General features: G+C 69.1%; 21 protein-coding genes and 1 riboswitch. Of the genes, 6 read left to right on the forward strand and 15 right to left on the reverse strand.

The window, feature by feature from the left end; all coding sequences use genetic code 11:
- The 12 genes from cobN to CV103_RS11725 all read right to left on the reverse strand — a co-directional run bounded on the left by cobN (position 1) and on the right by CV103_RS11725 (position 17,368).
- The gene (gene cobN / locus CV103_RS11670; RefSeq protein WP_107395016.1) at positions 1-3,732 is read right to left on the reverse strand and encodes a cobaltochelatase subunit CobN; all 3,732 of its coding nucleotides are present in this window, start codon (positions 3,730-3,732) and stop codon (positions 1-3) included.
- Positions 3,732-4,766 carry a cobalamin biosynthesis protein CobW gene (gene cobW / locus CV103_RS11675; protein WP_107395017.1) on the reverse strand — a complete coding sequence of 345 codons (1,035 nt, stop codon included), beginning with the start codon at positions 4,764-4,766 and terminating at the stop codon, positions 3,732-3,734. Before cobW ends, cobN begins: the two co-directional genes overlap by 1 nt.
- Positions 4,763-5,821 carry a HoxN/HupN/NixA family nickel/cobalt transporter gene (locus CV103_RS11680; protein ID WP_107395018.1) on the reverse strand — a complete coding sequence of 353 codons (1,059 nt, stop codon included), beginning with the start codon at positions 5,819-5,821 and terminating at the stop codon, positions 4,763-4,765. Before CV103_RS11680 ends, cobW begins: the two co-directional genes overlap by 4 nt.
- Positions 5,818-7,320, reverse strand: coding sequence for a PepSY domain-containing protein (locus CV103_RS11685; RefSeq protein WP_107395019.1), 1,503 nt, complete (start codon positions 7,318-7,320; stop codon positions 5,818-5,820). Before CV103_RS11685 ends, CV103_RS11680 begins: the two co-directional genes overlap by 4 nt.
- Before the next feature lie 14 nt (positions 7,321-7,334).
- Positions 7,335-9,314, reverse strand: coding sequence for a TonB-dependent receptor plug domain-containing protein (locus CV103_RS11690; RefSeq protein WP_107395020.1), 1,980 nt, complete (start codon positions 9,312-9,314; stop codon positions 7,335-7,337).
- Positions 9,315-9,488: 174 nt separating this feature from the next.
- Positions 9,489-9,734, reverse strand: a riboswitch (cobalamin riboswitch).
- Between the two features lie 101 nt (positions 9,735-9,835).
- A complete protein-coding gene (locus tag CV103_RS11695; RefSeq protein WP_107395021.1) occupies positions 9,836-10,258 on the reverse strand; it encodes a hypothetical protein in 423 nt (140 codons plus the stop codon).
- Positions 10,255-11,166 (reverse strand): sterol desaturase family protein, encoded by a 912-nt coding sequence (locus CV103_RS11700; RefSeq protein ID WP_015459802.1) that lies wholly within the window; start codon positions 11,164-11,166, stop codon positions 10,255-10,257. The genes CV103_RS11695 and CV103_RS11700 overlap by 4 nt, the downstream gene beginning before the upstream one ends.
- A gap of 24 nt (positions 11,167-11,190) precedes the next feature.
- Positions 11,191-11,880, reverse strand: coding sequence for a TetR/AcrR family transcriptional regulator (locus CV103_RS11705; protein WP_015459801.1), 690 nt, complete (start codon positions 11,878-11,880; stop codon positions 11,191-11,193).
- Between the two features lie 130 nt (positions 11,881-12,010).
- Positions 12,011-13,198: a tyrosine-protein phosphatase gene (locus CV103_RS11710; RefSeq protein ID WP_107395022.1), complete on the reverse strand. Its 1,188-nt coding sequence runs from the start codon at positions 13,196-13,198 to the stop codon at positions 12,011-12,013.
- Between the two features lie 21 nt (positions 13,199-13,219).
- Positions 13,220-13,996, reverse strand: a complete 777-nt coding sequence (locus CV103_RS11715; RefSeq protein WP_070933098.1) for an SDR family NAD(P)-dependent oxidoreductase — start codon at positions 13,994-13,996, stop codon at positions 13,220-13,222.
- A 145-nt stretch (positions 13,997-14,141) separates the two neighbouring features.
- A complete protein-coding gene (locus CV103_RS11720) occupies positions 14,142-15,194 on the reverse strand; it encodes a metallophosphoesterase family protein (protein WP_146163418.1) in 1,053 nt (350 codons plus the stop codon).
- Positions 15,195-15,205: 11 nt separating this feature from the next.
- A complete protein-coding gene (locus CV103_RS11725) occupies positions 15,206-17,368 on the reverse strand; it encodes a TonB-dependent receptor (protein ID WP_245896788.1) in 2,163 nt (720 codons plus the stop codon).
- A gap of 196 nt (positions 17,369-17,564) precedes the next feature.
- On the opposite strand from CV103_RS11725, the gene CV103_RS11730 reads away from it, so the two are divergent.
- Both CV103_RS11730 and CV103_RS11735 read left to right on the forward strand, forming a co-directional pair.
- The gene (locus CV103_RS11730) at positions 17,565-18,200 is read left to right on the forward strand and encodes a TetR/AcrR family transcriptional regulator (RefSeq protein ID WP_070933093.1); all 636 of its coding nucleotides are present in this window, start codon (positions 17,565-17,567) and stop codon (positions 18,198-18,200) included.
- Positions 18,200-18,649, forward strand: coding sequence for a 3'-5' exoribonuclease (locus CV103_RS11735; RefSeq protein WP_015459795.1), 450 nt, complete (start codon positions 18,200-18,202; stop codon positions 18,647-18,649). The genes CV103_RS11730 and CV103_RS11735 overlap by 1 nt, the downstream gene beginning before the upstream one ends.
- 89 nt (positions 18,650-18,738) lie before the next feature.
- Here CV103_RS11735 and CV103_RS11740 read toward each other — a convergent pair whose 3' ends face one another.
- Positions 18,739-19,014 carry an HU family DNA-binding protein gene (locus tag CV103_RS11740; RefSeq protein WP_015459794.1) on the reverse strand — a complete coding sequence of 92 codons (276 nt, stop codon included), beginning with the start codon at positions 19,012-19,014 and terminating at the stop codon, positions 18,739-18,741.
- A gap of 190 nt (positions 19,015-19,204) precedes the next feature.
- Between CV103_RS11740 and CV103_RS11745 the strand changes: the two genes are divergently transcribed.
- From CV103_RS11745 to CV103_RS11760, 4 genes are read left to right on the forward strand one after another with little or no spacing between them, the layout of a single operon-like run.
- Positions 19,205-20,776 (forward strand): peptide ABC transporter substrate-binding protein, encoded by a 1,572-nt coding sequence (locus CV103_RS11745; RefSeq protein WP_245896790.1) that lies wholly within the window; start codon positions 19,205-19,207, stop codon positions 20,774-20,776.
- Positions 20,773-22,236, forward strand: a complete 1,464-nt coding sequence (locus tag CV103_RS11750) for an ABC transporter substrate-binding protein (RefSeq protein WP_107395026.1) — start codon at positions 20,773-20,775, stop codon at positions 22,234-22,236. Before CV103_RS11745 ends, CV103_RS11750 begins: the two co-directional genes overlap by 4 nt.
- A 60-nt stretch (positions 22,237-22,296) precedes the next feature.
- Complete coding sequence (locus CV103_RS11755; RefSeq protein ID WP_107395027.1) at positions 22,297-22,725, forward strand: DUF4112 domain-containing protein; 429 nt, start codon at positions 22,297-22,299, stop codon at positions 22,723-22,725.
- Between the two features lie 6 nt (positions 22,726-22,731).
- A complete protein-coding gene (locus CV103_RS11760; RefSeq protein WP_107395028.1) occupies positions 22,732-22,980 on the forward strand; it encodes a hypothetical protein in 249 nt (82 codons plus the stop codon).
- 4 nt (positions 22,981-22,984) lie between these two features.
- Here CV103_RS11760 and CV103_RS11765 read toward each other — a convergent pair whose 3' ends face one another.
- Together CV103_RS11765 and nadC are read right to left on the reverse strand one after the other, a co-directional pair.
- Positions 22,985-23,713, reverse strand: a complete 729-nt coding sequence (locus CV103_RS11765) for a ribonuclease T2 family protein (protein WP_245896791.1) — start codon at positions 23,711-23,713, stop codon at positions 22,985-22,987.
- A gap of 26 nt (positions 23,714-23,739) precedes the next feature.
- Entirely contained in the window at positions 23,740-24,585 is an 846-nt protein-coding gene (nadC, locus tag CV103_RS11770; RefSeq protein ID WP_015459789.1) for a carboxylating nicotinate-nucleotide diphosphorylase, read from the reverse strand.
- Positions 24,586-24,690: the final 105 nt, after the last annotated feature.

A 24,690-nucleotide genomic window follows, 5' to 3' on the forward strand; every position in this document is an offset into this window, starting at 1 on the left:
TCACTCCTGAATTTGCGCCAGCAGCATGGCCGCGCTGTTCGATTTCGGTTTCCACAGGCCGCGATCCAGCGCCTCGGCCAGCCGGGACGCGGTTTCGCGCAGCGCCGCCGGATTGGCTTCCGCCATGAAGGCACGCACGGCCTCGTCCTCGATGAAGGCGGCGTGGACGGCGTCGAAATGATGGTCGCGCACGGCATGGGTGGTCGCGGCGAAGGCGAACAGATAGTCGATCGAGGCCGCGATCTCGAACGCGCCCTTATAGCCGTGCCGCATCACGCCCGCGATCCACTTGGGGTTGGTCAGCCGCGCGCGGACCACGCGGCCGATCTCATCCTCCAGCGTGCGCGTGCGGGGCGTTTCCGGGTGGCTATGGTCATTATGGTAGGATAAGGGCCGGCGGCCGGAAAGATGCTCGACGGCGGCGGCGATGCCGCCTTCGAACTGGTAATAATCATCGCTGTCGAGCAGGTCGTGCTCGCGATTGTCCTGGTTCTGGACGAGGGCGTCGGCCTCCGCCAGCCGCGCGGCGAAAAGACCCCGCGCCTCCTCCCCCTCCACGCCGCCGCCATAGGCATGGCCGCCCCAGTCGAGATAGACGGCAGCCAGATCGGCGCGGTCGTGCCACAGCCGTTCGTCGATCATCGCCTGCAGGCCGGCGCCATAGGCCCCCGGCTTCGCGCCGAACACGCGATGGCCGGCGCGGCGCGCGGCGGTGGCCGGGTCCGCTCCCCGGTCGATCAGTGCGGCCATCTCGGCGCGATGGCGCTGGGCGGCGGGATTGTCCTCCGCCGGCTCGTCCAGCCCCATCACCAGCCGGGCGGCGCTGTCGATCAGGTCGATCTGCTCGGGAAAGGCATCGCGGAAGAAGCCCGATATGCGGAAGGTCACGTCCACGCGCGGGCGGCCCAGCTCCGCCAGCGCCATCGCCTCGAACCCGATCACCCGGCCCGATGCCCAATCCCATTTCGGCCGCACCCCCATCAGCGCCAGCGCCTGGGCGATATCGTCGCCGCCGGTGCGCATATTGGCCGTGCCCCAGGCGGATATCGCCATGGCGCGGGGATATTCGCCCTCGCGCTGCAGATAATCGGCCATCAGCAGCTCGGCCGAACGCCGGCCCAGCTCCCAGGCGGCGGGCGTCGGCACGGCGCGGCTGTCGACCGAATAGAAGTTGCGCCCCGTCGGCAGCACGTCCGGCCGGCCCCGCGTCGGCGCGCCGGAAGGCCCCGGCGGCACGAAACGCCCGCCGACCGCCGCCAGCAGCGCCGCCTTCTCGGCCGGCCCACAGGCATCCACGCGCGGGCCAAGCATGTCCCGCACTTCGCTCAATACCGCGGCCGATGCTCCGCCGGGCGGCAACGCCGCGCCCTCCACCACGGCCACCGCCAGCATCTCCAGCCGCTCCACCGTGTCGCCCGCCGTCCGCCACGGGTCGACCGTCATCTCCTCCAGCAGGCCCGGCCGCGCGCCCGTCCAGCGATCGCCCAGCCGGCAGTCGAGCGGGTCGAAGCCCAGCCCCAGATCGTCCGCCAGCGCGCGGATCAGCGATGCCTGGCCTGGGCGGTCATAACCCCGCGGCCCCCGCGCCAGCGCCACCAGCAGATCGGTGCGCAGCCGCCCCTCCGGCGATCGGGTGAAGATATGCAGCCCGTCCCGGATCTGCATCTCCTTCAGTTCGCACAGATAATTGTCGATCGCGGCCAGCGCGTCCTCGTCGTCGCCCGCCGCGCCGGCATCCACGTCCAGCCCCTGCGATCGGGCAAGGTCGATGATCTCGCCGCGCAACCGCTCGATCCGGCGCGGGTCCATGCCGGCGGCCAGATAATATTCGTCGACCAGCGCCTCCAGCTGCTTCAGCGGCCCGTGGCTTTCGGCGCGGGTCAGGGGCGGTGTCAGATGGTCGAGGATCACCGCGCCGATCCGCCGCTTCGCCTGCGTGCCCTCGCCCGGATCGTTGACGATGAAGGGATAGATCTGCGGCACCGGCCCGGCGCACGCCTCGGGAAAGCAGGTTTCATCCAGCGCCACCGCCTTGCCGGGCAGCCATTCCAGATTGCCATGCTTGCCCACATGCACCAGCGCCTGCGCGCCGAAATGGCGATCCAGCCAGGCATGGAAGGCGAAATAGCCGTGCGGCGGCACCAGCGCGGGATCGTGATAGCTGGTCTTGGGATCGATATTATAGCCCCGCGCCGGCTGCACCGCGACCGCGACATTGCCGAAGCGGTGGATCGGCAGCCGGAACGCGCCGTCCCGCACGAAGGGATCGCCTTCGGGCTTCCCCCATCGCCCGGCCACGGCCGCCCGCACCGATTCCGGCAGGCGGGCGAAGGCGGCGGCATAATCCTCCAGGGGCAGCGCCACGCCCCCGCCCCGCCCAGGCCCACCCCTTTCGGGCGAATGGGGATCGTTCGTCACGCCCGCCAGCATCAGCCGCATCAGCGAGGCGCCATCGGTGGGCGCGTCGCCGATCGCATGGCCGGCCTCACCCAGCGCCGTCAGGATCGCCGCCGCGCTGGCCGGCGTATCCAGCCCCACGCCATTGCCGATCCGGCCGTCGCGATTGGGATAGTTGGCAAGCACCAGCGCGATCCGCCGCGCGCCCGGCGGCGTCCGCCGGAGCCGCGCCCAATTGGCCGCCAGATCGGCGACGAACGCCGCCCGCCCCGGCGCCACGCGCGGCACCACGATCGCGCATTCGGTGCGCGCGTCGAACCGGGCGGCCGCCTTGAAGGCGATGGCGCGGGTGATGATCCGCCCGTCCACCTCGGGCAGGGCGATGTTCATCGCCAGGTCGCGCGGCCCCAGCCCGCGCGGGCTTTCCGCCCAGGCGCTTTCCTCCACGCCCGCGAACACCGCCTGCAATATCGGGCAGTCGGCCGCCTCCAGCACGGCGGGCACGCGGGTTTCGCCCGGCGCGGACGCCGCGAAGGACGTGGTGTTGACGATCACGTCCGGCGCGATCTCCGCCAGCAGCCCGCCCAGCCACTGGACGGCGAAGCGCGCCCGCAGCGCGCGGACATGCACCGGCAGCACGTTCATCCCCCGCGCGGCGAAGGCGGCGATCAGCGCGTCCACCGCCTCCAGCGTGCCGGCGATCAGCAGCGCGCGATAGAAGACGATCATCGCCACCGGCCGCCCCGCCACCCAGCCGGCGCGGATATCGTCCAGCGTCGGCCGCGCGATCCCCGGCGCGTAGAGCCCGGCATCGGCAACCGGCACGGGATCGTCAGCGATGCCGGCATCGATCCCCGCCCCGGCGGCGGCGCGCAGAAAGGCGGCGGCATTGGCCACGCCGCCCTCGCGCAGATATTCGGCCAGCCGGTCCAGCATATCGGGCGCCACGGTGGATGCCGCCGCCAGCGCCGGATCGGGATCGCTGCCGTTGGAAAGCGCCGCGAAGGCGATGCCCCTTTCGCGCGCGACGGCGGCGATCTCGTCGACGCCATAGGGCCAGTAGCTCTTGCCGCCGAGCAGGATGACGCAGACGAACCGCGCCTTCGCGATCACCTTCTCCACATAGAGATCGACCGAATAGGGATGCCTGAGCTGGAGCAGGTTGGCGAGGCGGATGCGCGGCCCCCCATCCCCCAGCCGCGCTGCCGCCTGGGCGAAGCAGGCCAGCTCGCTGTCCGCCACTGTCAGCACCACGATATCGCCAGGCGACTGATCGAGGTCGATCGCCTCGTCGCCGTTCGATATCGTGCCCGGCGTGGCGGAAAGCAGGTGCATCAACCGAGCACCCCGGCCAGTCCCGCCTCTATCGCGGCCCGGTCCATCCCCTTCTGGCCGATCACCACCAGTTGCGACGCCCGCGCCTCGCCCGGATGCCATGCCCGGTCGAAATGATGCTGGATGCGCGGCCCCACCGCCTGCACCACCAGCCGCGCCGCCTTGCCGGCCACGGCGATCATGCCCTTCACGCGCAATATGTCGTGCGCGGCGATCAGCGTTCCCAACCGGTCCGCCAGCGCCGCGGCATCGGCCACGTCGCCGCCGCGCACCACGAAGCTGTCGAAATCGTCATGGTCATGATCCTCCTCGCCGTCATGGTGGGAGGGGCGCGTGTCGAGATCGTCCTCCGCCCCCGCGCCGATGCCCAGCAGCACGGCCGCGTCGATCACGCCATGATCGGCGCGCACGATCCTGACGCCGGCCCGCGTCTCGCCCGCCAGCGCCGCCTCGATCCCGGCCAGCGCGCCGGCCTCGACGAGGTCGCACTTGTTCAGCACCACCATGTCCGCGCAGGCGAGCTGGTCCTCGAACAATTCCTCCAGCGGGCTGTCATGGTCGAGCGATGGGTCCGCCGCGCGCGCCGCCGCCAGCGCCGCCTCGTCGGTGGCGAAGCGGCCGGCCGCCACCGCATCGGCGTCGATCAGCGCGATCACGCCGTCCACCGTCGCCCGCGTGCGGATGTCCGGCCACTGGAACGCCTTCACCAGCGGCTTGGGCAGCGCCAGGCCCGATGTCTCGATGATGATATGCTCGGGCGGGTTGGGGCGATCGAGCAGCCTGGTCATCGTCGGCAGGAAATCGTCCGCCACGGTGCAGCAGATGCAGCCATTGGCCAGCTCGACGATATCCTCCTCCGGGCAGGCCGCGTCGTTGCAGCCCTTCACCAGATCGCCGTCGACGCCGACATCGCCGAACTCGTTGATGACGAGCGCCAGCCGCCGGCCCCCAGCATTGGCGATCAGGTGGCGGATCAGCGTGGTCTTGCCCGCGCCCAGAAAGCCGGTGATGACGGTGGTGGGTATCCTGCTCATGCCTGCGTCTCCGGCAAGGGGGTGGGGATCGCCTGCGCCTCGATCGCGTCGAAGCCCTTCCAGCGATAGATGATCGCGCTCAGGCCCCAGCAGGCCACGAACAGGCCGATGATGAGGAAACCGAGCATGTTGAATTGTTCGGAAAGCGCCGCGGCCCCCGCCCAGGGTGTGCCGGTCAGCCCGAATTTCTCGGAAAGCAGCGCCGCCGTCTGGATGCCGCCGATCACCAGCGCGACCAGCGCCGAAACCAGCGTGATCGTCATGTTGTAGTAAAGCTTGCGGATCGGCTTCACGAACGCCCATTCATAGGCGCCCAGCATGATCGCCCCGTCGGCGGTGTCGATCAGCGCCATGCCGACCGCGAACAGCACCGGCAGCACCAGCACCGTGCCCAGCGATATGCCGTCCGCCGCATGCGCGCCGGAAAGGCCCAGTATCGCCACCTCGGTCGCGGTATCGAACCCCAGCCCGAACAGGAAGCCCAGCGGCGCCATGTGCCAGCTCTTGCGGACGAGGCGGAACAGCGGGCGGAATATCCGCGCCAGCAGGCCGCGTCCGGCCAGCAGCATGTCGAGGTCCTCCTCCACATAGGCGCCGCCGTTCCGCACCTGGCGGAACCGATCCCACACGCTGCGCAGGATCACCAGGTTCATGATCGCGATGGCGAACAGGAAGCCCGCCGATATGATCGTGGCGATCACGCCCCCGGTCTCGCCCAGCGCCTCGAAATCGGCAAGCGTGCTGGCGGCGATCGCGATGGCGGTCGCCGCGATCAGCACGATCGCCGAATGGCCGATCGCGAACCACAGGCCCACCGCCACCGGCCGCTGCCCGTCCTGCATCAGCTTGCGGGTCACATTGTCGATCGCGGCGATATGATCGGCATCCACGGCATGGCGCAGGCCCAGGCTGTAGGCGAGGAAGGCGGTGCCCAGCATCACCGGATTGCCGGCGAACACCGCCCAGGCCCAGATCCAGGCGGCGATGTTGGCGGCGATCAGCCCCGCGAATACCAGAGTGATCCGCCGCCGGATGGGCGGGGAGGCGTTGGTCATGGCGTTGCTCCCTCGATGGCGATGATGCGTGCGCCGCGCTGGCGGCGCCTGCGGTTGCGGACCCTGCGGAAATCGCGGCCCACCGCGCGGAAGCCCATCCACGTCCCCGTGGCGCAGACGAGGGTCACGGCCGCCAGCAGCGGCAGCACCACGATGTCGCGGATCGGACGGAGGCGCAGCGCCGGCAAGTCCAGGCTGTGGAGGCCGTCCATCAGCCAGCGGAAGGCGCGGCTGTTGCCGTCGAAGGCCCGGATCAGCCGGCCGGTGGCGGGATCGATGTAGAGCCGCGTCCGCCCGGCATCGCCCAGCACCGCCCGCCACACCGGCAGCGTCACGGGATATTTGTGGGCGTAATAATAATCGTCCTCGCCGCGCATCAGCTCCAGCGCGGCCACCGGCGGCCCGTTCGCCAGCGCGGCCGCCAGCTCGTCCCGGGCCAGCGGCGCCGGCCGCCCGTCGTCGCCCAGCCGGATGCGGCGGCCATCGGCGAAGACGGCGGCCAGGTAGGTCCGCCCGCCAAGCGGCGCCGCCTCCAGCCGCACCGTGCCCGGCGGCAGGGCGGGCAGCCGGCCGATCGCGGCGGCCACATCGCCCCAGCGCATCGGCCCGGCCAGCCGCTCGCGCTCGGCAAATCCCGCCTCGCTCTCCAGGAAGCCCCAGGGGTTCATCGAAAGCAGCCCGCTCGCCACCCAGCTCAGCGTCAGCAGGCCGAAGAACAGGCCCGCCATGTGATGCCACCACCAGAGCCCGCGATAAGGCGATGCGATCCGGCCCCGCCGGTTGCGGCGCAGGCGGGCGATGCCCACCCACAAGCCCGTCACGGTCAGGAAACAGCCGGTGAACGCGCTCCAGATCACCACCTGGGACCAGAGCGCCCCGTCCTGCCGCAACAGCGTCGGGTAGAGCCAGTGCGGCACCGCCCCCAGCCAGCCCCAGAAGCGCTCGGCCCGGCTGGTCTGCTGCACCACCTCGCCCGATGCGGCCACATAGGCGGTGGCGCCGCCGGCATAATCGATGCGGTGCATCGGCTGGTGGCGGCGAAAGGTCTGCACCGTCCACTGGTCCATGCCCGTGGGCACCGCCGCCAGCGCATCGCCGCCAATGCCGCAATGACGGCCGAAGGATCGGCCCACCGCCAGCGCCTCCGCTTCGGAAAGGCCATCGATCGGCCGGCCGGTCGCAAGGTCGATATTGGCCGGCATCGCCCGCATCTGCGCGATCGGCCGGCCGGGATCGATGGCGAGCGTGACGCGCAGCACCGCCCGGCCCGCCATCATCTCCACCCGTGCGGCGGAAAGCGGCATGTCCGCCGGCAGCCCGGCATGGGCCAGCGCCGCCGCCGGCAGGTTCAGGGGGGCCAGCCCCCTGATCTGCTCGTCGGGCATCAGTCGGGGATAGTCCCAATAGAGCATGACGAAGCCGGACAGGCACCAGATCGTCATCACCAGCCCCACCGCCACGCCCAGCCAGCGGTGGAGGAACAGGATGGGTCGCAGCATTGCGCCCTCCCTGCTCAGAAGCTCAGGCCATAGCTTGCCCGCAGCGTGCGGGGCACGCCGCGCACGCCGTAGAGGAAGCGGCCGCTGCCATCGTCGCGCGGTGCCGTGCGGTAGCCGCTCGTCGCATATTCCCTGTCGAACAGATTCTCGATGTTGATGCCCACGCGGTGCCGGCGGGCGTCGTCGTCCGGGTAGAAATGCAGGCCGATGTCGACCAGCGCGTAATTGCCGTAGTTGCGGCGGCCGAAGCCCGGCAGCGTCGACCAGGCATCCCCCACCCAGTTCACGGTGACGTTGGCGCCGAACGGCAGCCCGGCCGGCGCATAGGCGATGGCACCGCTGGCGAACTGCTTGGGCGTCCGATCGCGCTGCCGGTCCGATCCGGCATTGCGCGACCGGGTATAGCTGTAGCTGGCGCTCAGCTGCCAGCCGTCGCCCAGCGCCGCGGCCGCCTGCGCATCCACGCCGCGCACCTTCACCCGCCCGTCGGAATTCATGAAGATGCCGTCGGGATAGGCCGGGTCGTCGTAGCTCACGTCGATCAGATTATCGATCCGCCGCGCGAACAGGCCCGCCTGCCAGCTGACCGCGCCGCCCGCGAACGGCAGCTTGCCGCCCAGCGTGGCGTTGACGTTCAGGCTCTCCTCGGGCGCGAGGTTGGGGTTGCCCTTCTCGCAGCAGGGATCGATCTGGTAGAGTTGCGACGCATCGGGCAGCAGGAAGGATGTGCCGCCCACGCCTTCGACATAGAGATTGTCGCTGATGTCGAACCGGCCGGTGACGTTCCACACCGTCTTCTTCGCCCCGCCGGTCTCGTTGTAGCGCAGGCCCGCCGCCAGCCGCGCGCGGCGCGAAAGATCGTCCGTCGTGCGCACCTGGAAGATGCCGGCATGCACATTCTCGCGCGTCTTGCCGATCAGCAGCACATCGTCGCGGCCGTTGAACTTCTGGTAATCATAGCCGACCAGATATTCGAGGCCGCGATGCGGCCGCAGCTTCACCAGTGCGCTGGCGCCGTAATCGCGATATCCCCAGAAGGTGCCGGGCGGGAAGATGGTGATCGGCTCGCCCGTCGCCAGATCGTTGCGGATCTGCACATAGGCGGTCTTCCAGTCGTGATAATAGCCCTTCAGGAAGAACTGGATCGCGTCGCTGCCGGTATAGTCCAGCCGGACGCTGGCGATCTCCTCGTTGCGATCGTTGCGGCTCTCCCGCACCAGCGTGGCGTTGGCGTTGTCCAGGTTCGCTTCGGTGTGCTGATATTGCAGGTTCAGGGCGATATCGCCGCCGAAATCATATTGATATTTGCCGCCTGCGGACCAGACGTCATAGCCGCGCCTGCGGTCGGTGGCGCTGGGTTCCATCTCGGTGAACGGACGATATCCCGCTGCCCGGTTGTGCGATGCATAGGCCACGAACCGGTGCCGGCCGATGTTGCCCCGCACATAGCCGTCCAGGCTGGTGCCCGCCCGGCTGTCGACGCTGCCATTGGCCTGGCCGTTGAAATCGTCGGTGAACGACCGGGTGACGACGTTGATCACGCCCGCCGCCGCCTGCGTGCCGTAGAACAGGCTCTCGCCGCCCTTCAGCACCTCCACCCGCTCGATCATGCTGGCGGGCAGCGCGTCGTTGGGCGATGTGCCGCCATAAAGCCGATTGTTGATGCGGATGCCGTCGACGGTCCACAGCACGTCCTTGGTGCGCGATCCCTGCAAGGCCAGGTCGACATAGCTGAACGGCCCGCTCGCCGGGCGGATATAGAGGCCGGGCACGGATTGCAGCGCGGTCGCCACGTCCATGGCCCCGCTGTCGCGCACCTGCCGTTCGGTGACGACCTCGATCGCGCTGCCGTAGCGCGCAATCTCCTGCGGCAGGGTCTGCTCCAGCCCCGCGCCGGTGACGATGATGTCCTCCATATCCCCGGCGTGGGCGATCTGGCTGGAACAGGCGATGACGGCGGCAAGCGCCGCCCTGGAAACGAATTGGGAATACATCCGGGCAAGGCCCCCGTCCGGCGTCAGCGAACCTGACGGGAGCGTCCGCGCGAACGGCCGGCGCGCATGGCCGGCGGACGCCATTGGCGCCGGGCACGCGAACCGGTGCGGCCCCCGCCGCACGTGCGTCGCTCAGACGGAGTTCCGTGCCACGGCCAGCCCCTGGGCCACAGCAAGAGCGACCAGACGCCGGCAGGTCTCCTGGCTCGCGGGTCATCGCTTGATGCACGGCCTTCCCAGGCCTCGCATGATTTAGCGTCCGGCCCAGTGGCTGCCCGCCCCGGTCATCGGGGGCAGGCGATATGCATCGCGCTCGCCGCTTACAGTTGCAGGGACAGCCGCGGATTTGGGCAGCCGAGGCCGCCCGCACCGCATTCCCTATTAAGCCCCTCTCGGGGCACCGGCGCGATCATGAAGGCATCGTTTCGGATGCCTTCGCGCAGTTCCTTAGGAAAATATGAGGGAATGTCCAACCCTTTTCGGGTGGAGGGGAAGCGCTCCGGACGCCGCCCCTTGCCCGTTCAGCTCCAGGCGTTCCACACCAGCGCCAGGAAGCCGGCGCCGAAGGCGAGGTTCAGGATCGGCAGCCCCTTGAGCGCCTCCCGCGATTCCGGCCTGGCGAAGCGGCGGGCGACCATACTGGGCGTCCACAGCAGCCACAGCTCGGCCGTGGCGACGGTGATCAGCGCGGCAATGCCCGCCCAATAGCCGTAATCGGCCCTCACCATGTCACGCGCGCTGAGCGGCGCCACCGGCACCGCGCCGGTCATCATCAGGCCCACCGTCATCGGCACGGCCAGCACCAGCGGCAGCAGCAGCGCGGGATGGGCGATGAAGCCGGCCAGCCGGCTGCCCTCCAGCGCCGGCACCGAAAGGCGCAGGCTCGCCAGCAGCGCGAGAAAGGCGATGACGGCCGCGATCGTCCAGGCGTCCGGCGGCGTCATTCCGCCGCCTCCAGCCCGGCCGCCGGCCGCATGCCCTTGCCCGGCCCGTCCGCCTCGAAGGTCTTGCCCGGCTTGCCGAACAGCACGTTCAGCCTGGTCCGCCAATCCGGCGCGGCGCGGAAATCGCGGGCGAGGTAGCGGAATTCATGCAGCAGGATCGTGCCGGGATTGTTCGAATTCACCGGCCGCGTCAGGCCGTAGACGGGCGGCGTATGATCTTCCAGCCGCTGATAGGTGCCGAACACATGATCCCAGATGTTCAGAAGCCCGCCATAGTTGCGATCGATGTAGAGCGGGTTGCTGGCATGGTGCACGGCATGGTTGCTGGGCGTGCAGAACAGCCATTCGAACCAGGGCGCGAACCGGCCGACCCGCTCGGTATGGCAGAGCGACTGGAAGGCCGGCGCGCTCATCGCGATCAGCACCAGCACCAGCGGGTTGAAGCCCAGCAGCGCCAGCGGCCCCCAGGCGATGAAGCGATACACGGTCGAAAAGGGCGTGTGCCGCAGGTTGACGGTGAAGTCGTAGATCTCGGCCGAATGGTGGATCGAATGGTCCGCCCACAGGATGCGCACCTCATGGCCGATGCGGTGGAACCAGTAATAGCCGAATTCGCCGACGAGGAAGTAGATGGGCAGCGTCCACAGCTCCACCGGCACGCGCAGCGGCGTGATGTTGTAGAGCATGAACATTCCCGCGATCAGCAGCCCGTTCAGGATCACCGCCTCCAGGAGCGGGCCGAAGGGGAACAGCACGATATTGGCCAGCCCCTCGCCGCCCAGCGGCCGCTTGCCCTCGCGCCAGCGCAGGAAAATCTCCGATATCACGAAGAACAGCAGGAATATGCCCGCCCCCGTGCCATATATGGTGATGGCCTTCGCCACCGTCGTCGCCAGATCGCCTTCCATCCCTCTAACCCGCCTTCTTCTCGCTTATGCCGGTTGGTCCCCTGATGGCGCCGCCGTCATGGCGGTGATCGCATCGATCAGCCGCGCCACCTGATAATCGTAGAAATCGTCGAAATGCCCCGGCCGCTCGACCATCCCGATCATCGTGCGGATGGGTTCGCGCACGCGGGGGTCGATCTCCTCCACCGCCTCCGGCGCGATCCGGTATCGCGCCGCGCGATTGTGCAGTTCCAGGTTGATCCCGCTCATGATGACGCCCCACACCCACAGCACGGCGCGGGAAAGCGCATCGCCCTCCAGCCCCAGCCGCCGGAGCGCCTCGACCAGCACCAGCGTGCGATCCAGCCACGCGATCGATGCCTGGCCGCCCTCCCAGGTCAGCATGGTGATGAGGGGGGGATGGTTGAGGAAGAAGGCGCGCACCGCGTGGCACCAGGCGGCGATCGCCTCGGCGGGCGTCGCATCCTCCGCCACCGGGATCACCAGCCCCTTCAGCACATGCTCGGTCAGCGCCTGCAGCAGATCGTTGCTGCTGCCGAAATAGGTGTAGATCGCCATCGGCGTCACGCCCAGCTCGCGGGCCAGCGCGTTGAGCGAGAAGGGCGCGTCGGGTTGCCGCTCCATCAGCTCGACCGCCGCGGCGAGGATCGCCTCGCGCGAATGCCGGGGCCGCCGCCCCCTGCGCGCATCGCCCTTCAAAGGCTGCGCCGTCATGGAATCATCGCCCGGATCATCTTTTCTCTATGCCATATATTATACGGCATACAAGATGATCCGGGATCACGAAAACGGCCATCCGACTGTTGATCGGATGGCCGTTTCGGGAAAGTCCGGCGGGATCAGGTCAGGAAGGCAGGCCGGTAAGGTAACGCGCCTTCAGCGCCGCCACATCAGCGTCGCTCAGGCCCAGGCCATTCTTCACATAAGCGTCGAACGAACCATAAGCCCGCTCCACCTCGTCGAACGCCGCCTGGAGATATTCGGGCCGCACGCCCAGCACCGGCTCCAGCTTCGCCCGATCGAGCCCGCCGGGCAGCGGCCCCGCCCCGGCCGCCTTGGCCAGCATGGCATAGGTCGCCTCATTCTTGGCGCGCAGATAGTCGTTGCTGGCGAGATAATCGGCCATCACCGTCTCGCGCGGCACGCCGAGCAGGGTCAGGATCACCGCCGTCGCCCAGCCGGTGCGGTCCTTGCCGGCGGTGCAGTGGTAGAGCGTGGGGCCGGCCTCCGGCGCCTCCAGTTTCTCCAGCAGCGCGCGATAGGATGTCCGCGCGCTATCCAGCGACACGAAATCCCGATTGGCCGCCACCAGCATCTCGGCGCCCTTGCCGGCGGCGATCGCCTCGCCCGCCTTGCGCATGTCGCCGCCCAGCGTGCCCTTGCTGTCCGCCGCCACGTCCAGCACGATCGGCTCGGCGCCCGCCGGCAGGCGATCGGGCTCGCGCTGGCGCTCGCTCGCGGTGCGCAGGTCGGCCACCAGGCGGATGCCGAGGCCGCCCTCCCCCATCGCCGCCAGATCGGCATCGCTCAACCTGTCGAGCTGGTCCGATCGGTAGATCAGCCCCATCTTCACCCAGCGGCCGTCGGCGGTGCGATAGCCGCCTATGTCGCGCAGATTATGGGCCGTCGGCAGGTGCAGCCCGCGATCGGCCACCACCAGCGGCGCGCCCTGATCGGGCACCAGGGCGAAGAACCAGCGCCGCCCCGGCTCGAGCCCGGAAACGCGCAGGTCGCCGTCCGCCCCGCCCTGCCCCACGGCCCTGTCGCGCGGGATCGCCGCCGGATCGTGCCCGGCATAGACGGTCACCTTGCCGGCCCCCGGCGCGGTCCAGCGCAGGTGATAGCCCCCATCCTCCTGCGCCACGGCGGCGGCGGTGAAGGGAATGACGCCGCTCTGCCGCTGGTCGGCGGCGGCCGCCGGCCGCTCCGCCGCCGTGCCCGCGCAACCCGCGAGCGCCGGCAGCGCCGCCGCCAGCGCCAGCGCGATCGCCGCGCGGAATGTCCCCGCGCGCCTCGCCTGCTGATCCGTCATTCCCCTCTCCTCTTGCTTATTTCACACCCGCTGGGATGAGATATTGCCGCCGTCCACGACGATTTCGGCCGCCGTGACATAGCTTGCCTCGTCCGAAAGCAGGAAGCGCACGACGCGGCCGATCTCCTCCGGCTGGCCGACCCGGTCGAGCAGGATGCGGTTTTCGAACCAGCGTTCGGGCAGCGCATCGAGCGCCGGCTGCATCATCGGCGTGCGGATCTGCCCCGGCGAAACCGAATTGACGCGGATGCCGTCCCGCGCCAGCCGATCGGCCATCGACCGGACGAGCGAGAGGATGCCGCCCTTGGCCGCGCTGTAGATCGGGTTCATGGCATTGCCGAGCGTGGCGTTGATCGATGCGATCGCCACGATGGCCGATCCCGGTTGCGCCTTCAGATCGGCATGGATGGCCTGGGTGATGAAGGCCAGCGACCGCAGATGGATGGCGATGCCCTCGTCCCAGCTCTGCTGCGTCAGCCCGTCGATCGACGCGGTGTCGACCACGCCGGCGGCGTGCACCAGCCCCCCCGGCGCGCCGATGGCGGCGCGGCTGGCGTCCAGCGCCGGGCCGATGGCGCCCAGATCGCGCAGGTCGGCGGCGACCCCGATGGCGGCGACGCCATGGGCTGCGGTGATGGCGGCGGCGGCATCGACCGCCTTAGCGCCGTTGATGTCCCACAGGGCCACGGGGCGGCCCACGGCGGCCAGCGCCTGGGCGCAGGCGAGCCCGATGCCGGATGCGCCGCCGGTCACGATCACGGGGCTGGCGGGGGATCCCAGCGCGGGTGCAAGCGTCATTCAGTCATTCCTTCCAATTGCATGTCCTTTCATGGGTCGGCCGGTCCCCTTTTCTCCGGCGATGATGGCGGAGCCGGCGGGGCCTGTCGCGGGGGAAGGGGCGGATTTCATGGCCCTGATCCACCCGCCGGCCCTATCGCGATAGTCAGGGATTTGCGGGCGCCGCCTCGGCGGGAGCGGCCGCCCTGGCCGGCCCCTGCTTGTCGAAGAAGCCGTCCAGCCGGATGTTGACGATCCGGGGCTCCCCCTCCGCCACGGAAATCCACATCACATGATCCACCACGGCGGGATCGTCCCCGGCGGCGCCCGGCATGCCGCCGGTGGTGCCGAGCTGGATGTAGTCGCGGCCGTCGCGCCGGTCATAGGCATATTTGTGATAATGGCCGGCCAGCACCGTATAGGGCCAGTCCTTCAGCATCGCCTCGATCTCCCGGAAGGCGGGCGAATCCACCTTCCACGCGGGGCGGTGCATCAGCACGAAGGTCCAGCGCGGCTTCGGGTTCCGCGCCAGCGCCTCGCGCACCATCTTCACCTGATCGGCGCTGAACGCCACATTCTCCGATCCCTGGACCTTCTCCGCCAGCTCGGCCAGCGTGGGATCGCTGGCGAAAAGCCTGCGGGCCTCCGCGGGATCGCCCTGCAGCGCGTGGAACACCTTGCCCATCGCCTCCGCGCCATATTGCTGGAACAGCTTCAGCCGCGCGATCTTCGGCTGGGGCGGGTCCTCGGTGTTCAGCACCAGGAACAGGGCGCCCTTGTAGGTGAAGCTGTAATAATCCGCGCCCAGCCGGCGCCGCCAGTCGGCGCGCATCACCTCGTTGGTCAGATCATGGTTGCCCGGCACGTAGAAGAAGGGGATGCCGAGCCGGCTGGTCGCCGCCTGCATCTCCGCCCATTCCGTGTCGATCTGGGCCTGATCCTCGGTATTGCCCTCGATCAGGTCGCCGATGTTGATGACGAAATCGGGGCGCAGCCTGTCCACCTCGGCCAGCGCGCCCTCGAACACGCCGGGCCGGTGCTTGCCGGTGCGATCGCCCACCACGACGAAGCGGAACTCGCCCGCGCCGCCGCCGAACGGGCGCTCGGTCCGCGCCACCTTGGCCGGGCCGGGGCGATAATCCGCCGCCGGCCCCGCCGCGATCGAGACACCGGCCATCGAAAGCGCCGCCAGCCCCGCGAGAATGCGTGCATATCCCATCGCTATCCTCCTCAGAATTCGAAGCTGAGGTCGACGCCATAGGTGCGCGGCTCGCCGAACAGCGCGCCGGGGCGGCCGATGTTGAACTGCATCACATAATATTCCTTGTCGGTGAGGTTGCGGCCCCACAGGCCGATCCGCGCGCCCTTCACCCCCGGAATGTCGGAAAGCGTCAGCCGCGCGTTCAGCAGGCCATAGTCGCCGACGATATATTTGCCGTTGTCGATGGTGGCGTTGGTGAACTTGTCGCTCTGCATCGTGTAGTTCACGTTGGCCGAAAGCATGCCGATCGGCAGCGGCGGCAGATCGTAGCGCAGATCGGCCGCCAGCGTGTGCCTGGGCGCGTTGGTGAAGCGGTAGATATCGGAAATGTCATCGCCCGCCGCGTTGATGATCTCGTCATATTTCGCGTCGAGATAGCCGTAATTCACCGTCACGCGCAGCGCGCGCACCGGCTGCAGGGTGATGTCCGCCTCGATGCCCTTCACCGTCGCCTTGCCGGCATTCAGCACGTCGGTGATGCGGACGTTGGTCGGGTCCGACTGGACGTTGATCTGGATGTCTTTGTATTTCGAAACGAAGCCCGCGATGTTGAGGCGCAGCCGGTTGTCGAGGAACTGGCCCTTCAGCCCGGCCTCGTAGGACCAGAGCGTTTCCGATCCGAAGCCGTCGTCGAACCGCGTGATCGAGCTGGCGCGGATGTTGTAGCCGCCGCTCTTATATCCCTTCACCGCCTTGGCGTAGACGTTCACGCCCTCGGCCGCGTCATAGGCGATCACGAAGCTCGGGCTGAAATCCTTGAACTTGCGGTCGCCGTCGCCCACGCCGGGGATGGGCGTGATCGGGCCGTCGTTCACCTGTGTTTGGCGCGTCAGCGTCGCAGCGCGCTGGTCCCAGCTCTGCCGGGCGCCCACGGTCAGGTGCAGCTTCCGGTCCAGCCATTCGGGCGTGAAGGTCGCCTGGCCGAACAGGGCGTAGGATTCATTGTCGATCGTCGCGCGGGTGAAGCTGCGCGTCAGCGTCGGCGGGCTGTAGCTGTTGCTGAAATTGCTGCCGCTTTCGGAGAAATAATAGAATCCGGCCACATATTCGAGGCCGCCGTCCAGCGCGTCGCCCACCAGTTGCAGCTCCTCGCTCCACTGGTCCTGCCTGGCGCGGCTCTGATTCTTCTGAAGGGGGAACGGCCCCAGCGCGCCGGTGAGGTAATCCTGGTTCTGGAAGTTATCGAGCTTGCGATAGCCGGTGATCGAACGCACCGTCAGCGCGTCGGATGCCTCCCATGCGGCGATCAGGCTGTGTCCCTGCGAGGTCACGTCATTGGGCAGCAGATCGCGCACCGCCGGGCTGCCCTCCTTCGGCCGCGGCACCGTCAGCGGGTGGAAGGGCGAAAGCGCGACATAGACGGGCGTGTCGTCGATCTGCGAACGATCATAGCTGTAGCGCAGGCTGATCGCATCGGTCGCTTCCCACAGCACGTCCGCGCGCATCGCCCAGCGATCCTTGTCGCCCCAGCGCTTCACGCCGGTGCCCGGATTGCGGATGAAGCCGTCCTGCTGGATGTTGGCGTAGGAAAGCCGCGCCGCCAGCCGATCGCCGATCGGCACGTTCACCGATCCCTTGAAGCGGCGATTGTCATAATTGCCCAGCGTCACCTGCCCCTTGAAGCCGAAGCTGCCGAGGTCGGGCTTGCGGGTGATGAAGTTGATCGCGCCGCCGGTGGCGTTGCGGCCGTAGAGCGTGCCCTGCGGCCCGCGCAGCACCTCCACGCGCTCCAGCTCGGCCACTTCCAGCGCCTGCCCCTGGCTGCGCGCGACATAGACGCCGTCCATATAGACGGCCACGCCGCCATCCTGGGTGATCTGGTCGTCGCTCAGCCCCACGCCGCGCATGAAGATCTGGGTGGTCGCCGCGCTGTTGGGATGGGGGGTGAGCTGGAGGTTGGGCACGTTGGCGCGCAGATCGACCAGGCCGGTGATCTGCTTGCTCTCCAGATCCCGCGCGGTGAAGGCCGCGATCGAGATCGGCGTGTCCTGGAGCGATTCCTCCCGCTTCTGCGCGGTGACGACGATATCCTCCACGCCGTCGGCCGGCGCCTCCTGCGCCATGGCCGGCGCCCAGGCCGCCGATGCCATCAGGGCGCACAGGCTGGACCGGATAAGCATTTGACAGAACATTTATTCCTCCCCCTTGGAGCTGGATTTCGCGATGCCGGCGGATGATTCCGCTTCCCTTCATGCGCCGGCTTTTCTACCTACATGTAGGTAGAATTGAAAGCCCCCAGAGGCGCTGAATGACGATCGCGTTACGGCCATCCTTCTTTCGGGCGGCCGCCATTGCGCCGGGCCGGGCACGGGGCCTAAAGGCGGGAACATGAAATCGATCAGGGAACCGGTCCGGCAGGCGCGCGGGGATGCCACCCGGCAATCGATCCTCGATGCGGCCGAGGTCGTCTTCGCCGAACAGGGCTATGCCGCCGCCCGGCTGGAGGATGTGGCGCTGGCCGTCGGCATCAGGCGCCCGTCGATCGTCTATCATTTCCCCGGCAAGCAGGAGCTTTATGACGCGGTGGAGGCGGATATCTTCGCCTCGATGCACGCTTATGTCGTCGCCCACACCGCCGGCGTCACCGATCCGATGGCGCGGCTGCTCGCGCTTCTCGATGCCTGGCTGGATTTCATGGTCGCGCGGCCCACCGCCGCCCGGATCATCCAGCGCCTGATCGCCGATGTCGGCCCGCGCGCCGGCAACCCGATCGAATTTTCCGAAACGGCGCTGCGCGACATCGAGGCGATCGTCGCCGCGGGCGTCGAGGCCGGCCATTTCCGTCCTGTCCCAGCGATGATGATCCTGAACGGCGTCGCCGCCGGCGCGATCTTCTATGTCTGCAACGCCCGGTTGCTGGGCGAAGGCCGCACCTACGATCCGGCCGATCCGGCGGAGCTTGCCCGCTTCCGCGCGCTAATCCACACCCTCGCCCGTGCCGCCGTCACCAGCGGGGCGGGCTGATGCGCTATTTCCTCGATACCGAATTCAACGGCTTCGGCGGCGCGCTGATCAGCATCGGCCTCGTCCCCGAATATGGCGACCAGGAATATTATGCCGTCCTGCCGCTGCCGGAGGAGGTGCATCCCTGGGTGGCCCGCAACGTCGTGCCCTATCTGGACAGCGTGCCGCAGGCGCTTGCCAACCATGTCGACGCGGCCACCGCCGCGCACGAGGTCGCGGCCTTCCTGGCCGGCGATCGCGATCCGCTGATCGTCGCCGACTGGCCGGAGGATATCGCGCTCTTCTGCCGCCTGCTGCTCACCGGCCCGGCGGAGATCGTCGATGTCGGCAGCCTCGGCTTCGAATTCCGCCGCAGTCCCGGCTTTTCGACCGCGATGAACAGCCGCGTGCCGCACAATGCGCTGCATGATGCCCGCGCGCTCAGGGATTTCGTGCTCGGCCACGAATAAGCCGGCCCGTCCTCCCGGATAAAAAGGCCACGATAAAAAAGGGGCGCCCCGATCGGGACGCCCCTTTCTGCTTCAGCCGTTAAGGCCGCTCAGGCGTTCAGCGCGTCGCGCAGCGCCTTCGCCGGCTGGAAGCCCAGCTTCTTCGAAGCCGCGATCTTCATCGTCTCGCCGGTGCGCGGGTTGCGGCCTTCGCGCTCCGGACGGGCCTGAACCTTGAACTTGCCGAAGCCCGGCAGCGACACTTCCTCGCCGGCGACAGCCGCATCGGTGATCGCCTGCAGGACCTGATCGACGATCGCCTTGGCCTGCGCCTTGGTCAGGCCCTGGGTCTTGGCGATGCCGTCGGCGAGATCGGTGCTGTTCATGATGTTCCTTTCTGCTGAATCCTGTCGCTCCGCTGCCCGAGTTTTTCGTGGATGTCATCCCCCCAAGTGCTGAATTTTCGCGGTTACGGGGCACTTTGGCCCACTCTTGATGGCAATGGTCGCGTTAACCTTCATTTTCGGGGGGCGGATGGCCTTCATGAAGGGGCGCGATTGGGCTAGTCCGGATGGGGTGACGGGATTGTCTGATCGGTGCGGCCGGCTGGCCTGGAGGTTCGCGGCCGTGGCGCTGCTGGCCCTGCCGCTGGCCTGCGGATCCCCGCGCAAGGCGGGCACGCCGCCCCCGGCCGACACCATCGTCCGCCTTTCCGATACCGAGGCGAAAAGCGTCGATCCGCACAAGGCATCCGAACTGTCCTCGGTCCGCGTCGCCGCCGATCTGTTCGAAGGGCTTACCCGATTCGATGCCGCGGGCCAGCCCGAACCCGGCCTCGCCACCGGCTGGACGACATCGGCGGACGGCCTGGTCTGGCGTTTCCCGCTGCGCCCCGGCCTGCGTTACTCCGACGGGGAACCGATCACGCCCGCCACCTTCGCGGCCGTCCACGCCCGCCTCGTCGATCCGCGCACGGCATCGCCCAACGCCCCGCTCTTCGCCGCCATCGCCGACGTCGCGGGCGAAGGGCGCACGGTCGTCATCCGCCTGCGCCACCCGTTCGCCGCGCTGCCCGCCCTGCTCGCCCATCCCGCCATGGCGGCGCTGCCCGTGCATCGCATCGCGGCGCTGGGCGATGGCTGGACGGCGGAACGGCCGCTCGTCACCTCCGGCGCCTATCGGATGACGGCGTGGACGCTCAACGATGCGATGCGGCTGGAAGCCAATCCCGCCTGGCATGATGCCCCGCCACCGATCCGCGCGGTCGAATGGCGCCCCGTGCCCGATCGGCTCACCGCGCTCCGCATGTTCCGGGCCGGCGCGGCCGATACCACCGCCGATTTCCCCTCCACCCGGCTGGACTGGATTCGCCGCGAGCTGCCGGACGCTGCCCATGTCGCCCCCTATAACGGCAGTTATTATTTCGCCTTCAACCTCCGCCACCCGCCCTTCGACGACATCCGCGTCCGCCGCGCGCTCAACCTCGCGGTCGACCGCCGCTGGATCGCCGGCCCGCTGATGGCGATCGGCACGCCACCGGCCTGGGGCGTCGTGCCCGCCGGGATCGATGGCCTGCCTGCTTATCATCCGGCCTGGGCGGACTGGCCGAAGGAACGGCGCCTGGCCGCCGCGGCCGCGCTTCTGGCCGAAGCCGGCTATGGCCCGCGCCGCCCGCTGGTCTTCGACATCCGCTTCAACAGCGATGCCGATCATCGCCGCGTCGCCATCGCGCTCGCCGCGATGTGGCGCCCGTTGGGGGTGGAGGCGCGGCTGCTCAACAGCGAGGCGACGCTCCATTTCTCGGCGATGCGGCGCGGCGATTTCACCCTCGCCCGCTCGGGCTGGATCGCCGATCTCGCCGCGCCCGAGAATTTTCTAGCCGTCCATCGATCCGATGCCGGGCCGATCAACTATTCCGGCTATGCCAATCCGCGCTACGATGCCGCTTATGACGCCGCCATCGCCGAACCCGATCCCGCCCGCCGCGCCCGCGCGATGCGGGCGGCCGAGGCCGTGTTGATGGCGGACGCGCCGGTGCTGCCGATCTATTTCTATGTCAGCCGCGCGCTGGTGGCGCCGCGCGTCGCCGGCTGGCGGGACAATCCGGCCAATGTGCATCCCACCCGCACGCTGGGGCTGAAGCGATGACGGCGCGCCTGCTTCCCGCCATCCTGCTTTTCGCGCTCGCGGCCTGTTCCGGCCGGGGGGGCGATGACGGCCCGATCGACGTCAGCGTCATCGGCGCGGAACCCGTGATCGTCGATCCCAACCAGAAGCCGCTTGCCGATGCCGATGCCGTGCTGGTCGGCGCAACGGCGCAGGGCCTGATCCGCTTCGACGGCACCGGCCAGATCGAGCCCGCCGCCGCGATCCGCTGGGACGTTTCGGACGACGGCCTCTATTACACCTTCCGCATCGACGATGCCGCCGGGATCAAGGCCGAGGACGTCGCCCGCCGCCTGCGCGTCGCCATCGCCCGGCCCAGCCGCAACCCGCTGAAGCCCGTGCTGGGCGCGATCGACGAGGTCGTCGCCGTCACGCCGGAAGTCGTCGAGATTCGCCTGGCCGCGCCGCGCCCCACCCTGCTCCAGCTCCTCGCCCAGCCGGAAATGGGGCTGATCCTGTCGCGGTCACGCGGCGGCAGCGGCCCGCTTGCGATCGACGGGCGCGGCGCGGGCACGATCCTCCTCCGCCCCGCCGGGGCCGAGCAGGCCGGGGAAGAAGACGAGGAGGACACCGCCGCCGATCGCGAGCGCATCCGGCTGCGCGGCGAACGCGCCGCGCTCGCGGTCGCCCGTTTCCAGGCCGGCGGCGCCCAGCTCGTCCTCGGCGGCCGCTATCAGGACCTCGCCGTCGCCCGCGCCGCCGGCCTTCCCGCCAATATCCTGCGCTTCGATCCCGTCGCCGGCCTGTTCGGATTGCAGATCGTCGAGGCCAGGGGCTTCCTCGCCACGCCGGAAATGCGCGGTGCGCTGTCGATGGCGGTCGACCGCGACCGGCTGGTCAACGCCTTCGCGGTCAAGGGCTGGCGCAGCGCGCTGACCCTGGTGCCGGGCGGCATCGCCGATCTCCCCGCCCCCACCGCGCCGGGCTGGGCGGATATACCGCTCGCCGGACGCCGCATCCTCGCCGCCGGCGCGGTCGGCGCCTGGCGCCAGCAGAATGGCGGCGCCGCCCCCCGCGTCCGCGTCGCCTTGCCGCCGGGGCCGGGCTCGCGCCTGCTCTTCTCGCTGATCCGCGCCGACTGGCGGGCGATCGGGGTGGAGGCGGAGATGGTCGGCATGAAGGACGATGCCGATCTCCGGCTGGTGGACAGGGTGGCGCCCGCCGACAGCGGCTCCTGGTATCTGCGCGAATTTGCCTGCGATCGCGCGGCGCTCTGCAGCGAGGAGGCGGACCGGCTGATGGATGCCGCGCGCAAGGTGCCGGCGCTGGCCGAACGCAACCTGACGCTGGCGGATGCCGATGCGCGGCTGGCGCGGGTGGTGCCGTTCATCCCGCTGGCCATGCCGCTGCGCTGGTCGCTGGTGGCGCCCGCGCTCGTCCAGTTCCAGGAAAATGCGCGCGGGGTCCATCCGCTCAACCATCTCCGCCCGGATCGCCGCTGAAAGGCCGCCGGGATGGAATCCCGGCCCCGCCCCCCTACATGCGCGGGACAGGAGAATTTGATGGCCATATCCCCGCCCCGTTTCGATGATGTCGCCGCGCTTGCCGGCATGGGCCGCGATCCCGCATCCGTGCGTGCGCGGATCGAGGCGATGGAGGCGCTGCTGGAACGGATCATCGTCATCCCCGGCGTCCGCCAGCCGGTGGGCCTCGATTTCATCGTCGGCCTCGTGCCGGTGGTGGGCGATGTCATCACCGCGATGATGGGCGCGTGGATCGTGTGGGAAGCGCGCAACCTCGGCATGTCGAAGTTCCAGCTCGCGCGGATGGCCGCCAATGTGGGCGTGGATACGCTGCTGGGCGCGGTGCCGATGGTCGGCGATGCGTTCGACTTCTTCTATCGTTCCAACAGCCGCAACCTGAAGATCATCAAGCGCCACCTGGAAAAGCATCATCCCGGCACCGTCACGATCGATATGCCCCGGCGCTGACCGGCCATGGCGGATCGGCCCCACAGCGCCCCGCCGGATTCCGAAGGGCAGGCGCCGTGGGATCATGTCGTCCGCATGTGGGATCTCGCGGTCGCCCGGCAGGCGTCAGCGGTCGAAGGCGCGCTCTACGAAGCGGATGTCGAGGCCGATGGCGGCCCCGCCTGCATCGCCGGCCGCTGGACGGAAATCTACCGCCGCACCGATGACGGCTGGCGGATGCTGTCGGTAAGCGGCGGGCCGGACGGGGAGCGCTGAAAGCCTATCTGCGGCCGCCCCGCCAGATCCTGACGGTTTCCTTCGGCTTGGCCCCCTGCTCGGACGCGCGGCACCTCTTGGGCTTCAGGCCCATGTCCAGGCACAGCCGCACCTCGTCCAGCCAGCCGCCGCGCGTGGTGGCGATCCGCCACATCGATGCGTCGGTGCCGCGATTGGCGGCTGCCAGCGCCTCGGCCAGCTTGCGGGCGTTGAGCCCCGGCTGCCGCGAAAGCGTCGCCATGTCGGGGAAGCGCAACTTGCCGTAGAGGCCGGTCGAGGTGCGGAAATAGGCTTCCGGCGGCATGTTCATGCAGGTGCCGTGCTTGGCATATTCGTGCTGAAGCAGCTGCACGGAGGGCGTGGCGCACAGATTGGCGCGGATCACCTTTTCGGGCAGCAGCGCCGCCGGCCGGCAATATTGCGGCCATTGCTCGCCCCGCCCGTCCGGCCAAAGCCCGTGGAGGGTGAAGCCGAAGCGGTCGCCCCCGTCGCCGCACTGGAATCGATCGGCCGGGCTGTTCGTCCGCGTGCGGCAATATTGGGGGGACCAGCTCATCGCCAGCGTATAGCCGCCGGTCGGTATGTCCCGCCTCGGCTGGCCGGCATCCGGCCCGTCGATCGCCGGACGCGGCAGCACCGCCGGCACCCGGCAATCGCGCGCCTGCGCCAGCGCCGCCGGCGGCACCGCCAGCATCGCCATTCCCAGCATTCCGCCCGCCGCCAAGCGCCGCATCGCCATCCCCCGCCTGCCGCCGCCGGTCAGGCGGCCTTGAAATCCAGCCCGATATCGGCGGCCGGCGCCGACTGGGTCAACCGCCCGACGGAAATATAGGTCACGCCCGTCTCGGCGATGGCGCGGATCGTCTCCAGCCGCACCCCGCCCGATGCCTCGGTCGGCACGCGCCCGCCCACCAGCGTCACCGCGCCGCGCAGGGTCGCCGGGTCCATATTGTCGAGCAGCAGATGGGTGGCCCCGGCGGCGATCGCCGGCTCGATCTGGTCGATCCGGTCCACCTCCACGATGATCGATGCGATGCCCGCCGCCCTGGCGCGCCGAACCGCCTCGCCCACGCCGCCCGCCACCGCGACATGATTGTCCTTGATCATCGCCGCATCCCACAGGCCCATGCGGTGGTTGGTCGCCCCGCCCATCCGCGTCGCATATTTCTCCAGCACGCGCAGGCCGGGGATGGTCTTGCGGGTATCGAGCAGCGTCGCGCCCGTGCCGGCGATGCGATCCACATAGGTCCGCGTCAGCGTGGCGATGCCGGTCAGATGCTGCGCGGTGTTGAGCGCCGATCGCTCCGCCGTCAGCAGCGCCCGCGCCCGGCCCTTCAGCCGCATCAGATCGGTGCCCGCCGCGACCTTGGCGCCCTCCTCCACCAGCGTCTCGATCTCCACCTCGGGATCCAGCGCGCGGAAGAAGGCCTCGGCCAGCGGCAGCCCCGCCACGGCGATCGCATCGCGGCTCGCCATCACGCCCGCAAACATCGCATCGGCGGGGATGACGGCGGCGGAGGTGATGTCCCCCGCCTCCCCCAGATCCTCGGCCAGCGTGGACCGCACGAAGGCGTCGAGATCGAAATCGGGCAGGGTGAAGGGCATTTCGAAACCTCATTCCCCCTTCCCTTTCAAGGGCGGGGGCCAGGGGGTGAGTGAGCTTGCGGAAAGGCGGCGGGCATCGAGCAGCGTCGCCCGCCCCCCGGCCCC

The sequence above is a fragment of the Edaphosphingomonas fennica genome (assembly GCF_003034225.1).
GTDB lineage: Bacteria > Pseudomonadota > Alphaproteobacteria > Sphingomonadales > Sphingomonadaceae > Sphingomonas_E > Sphingomonas_E fennica.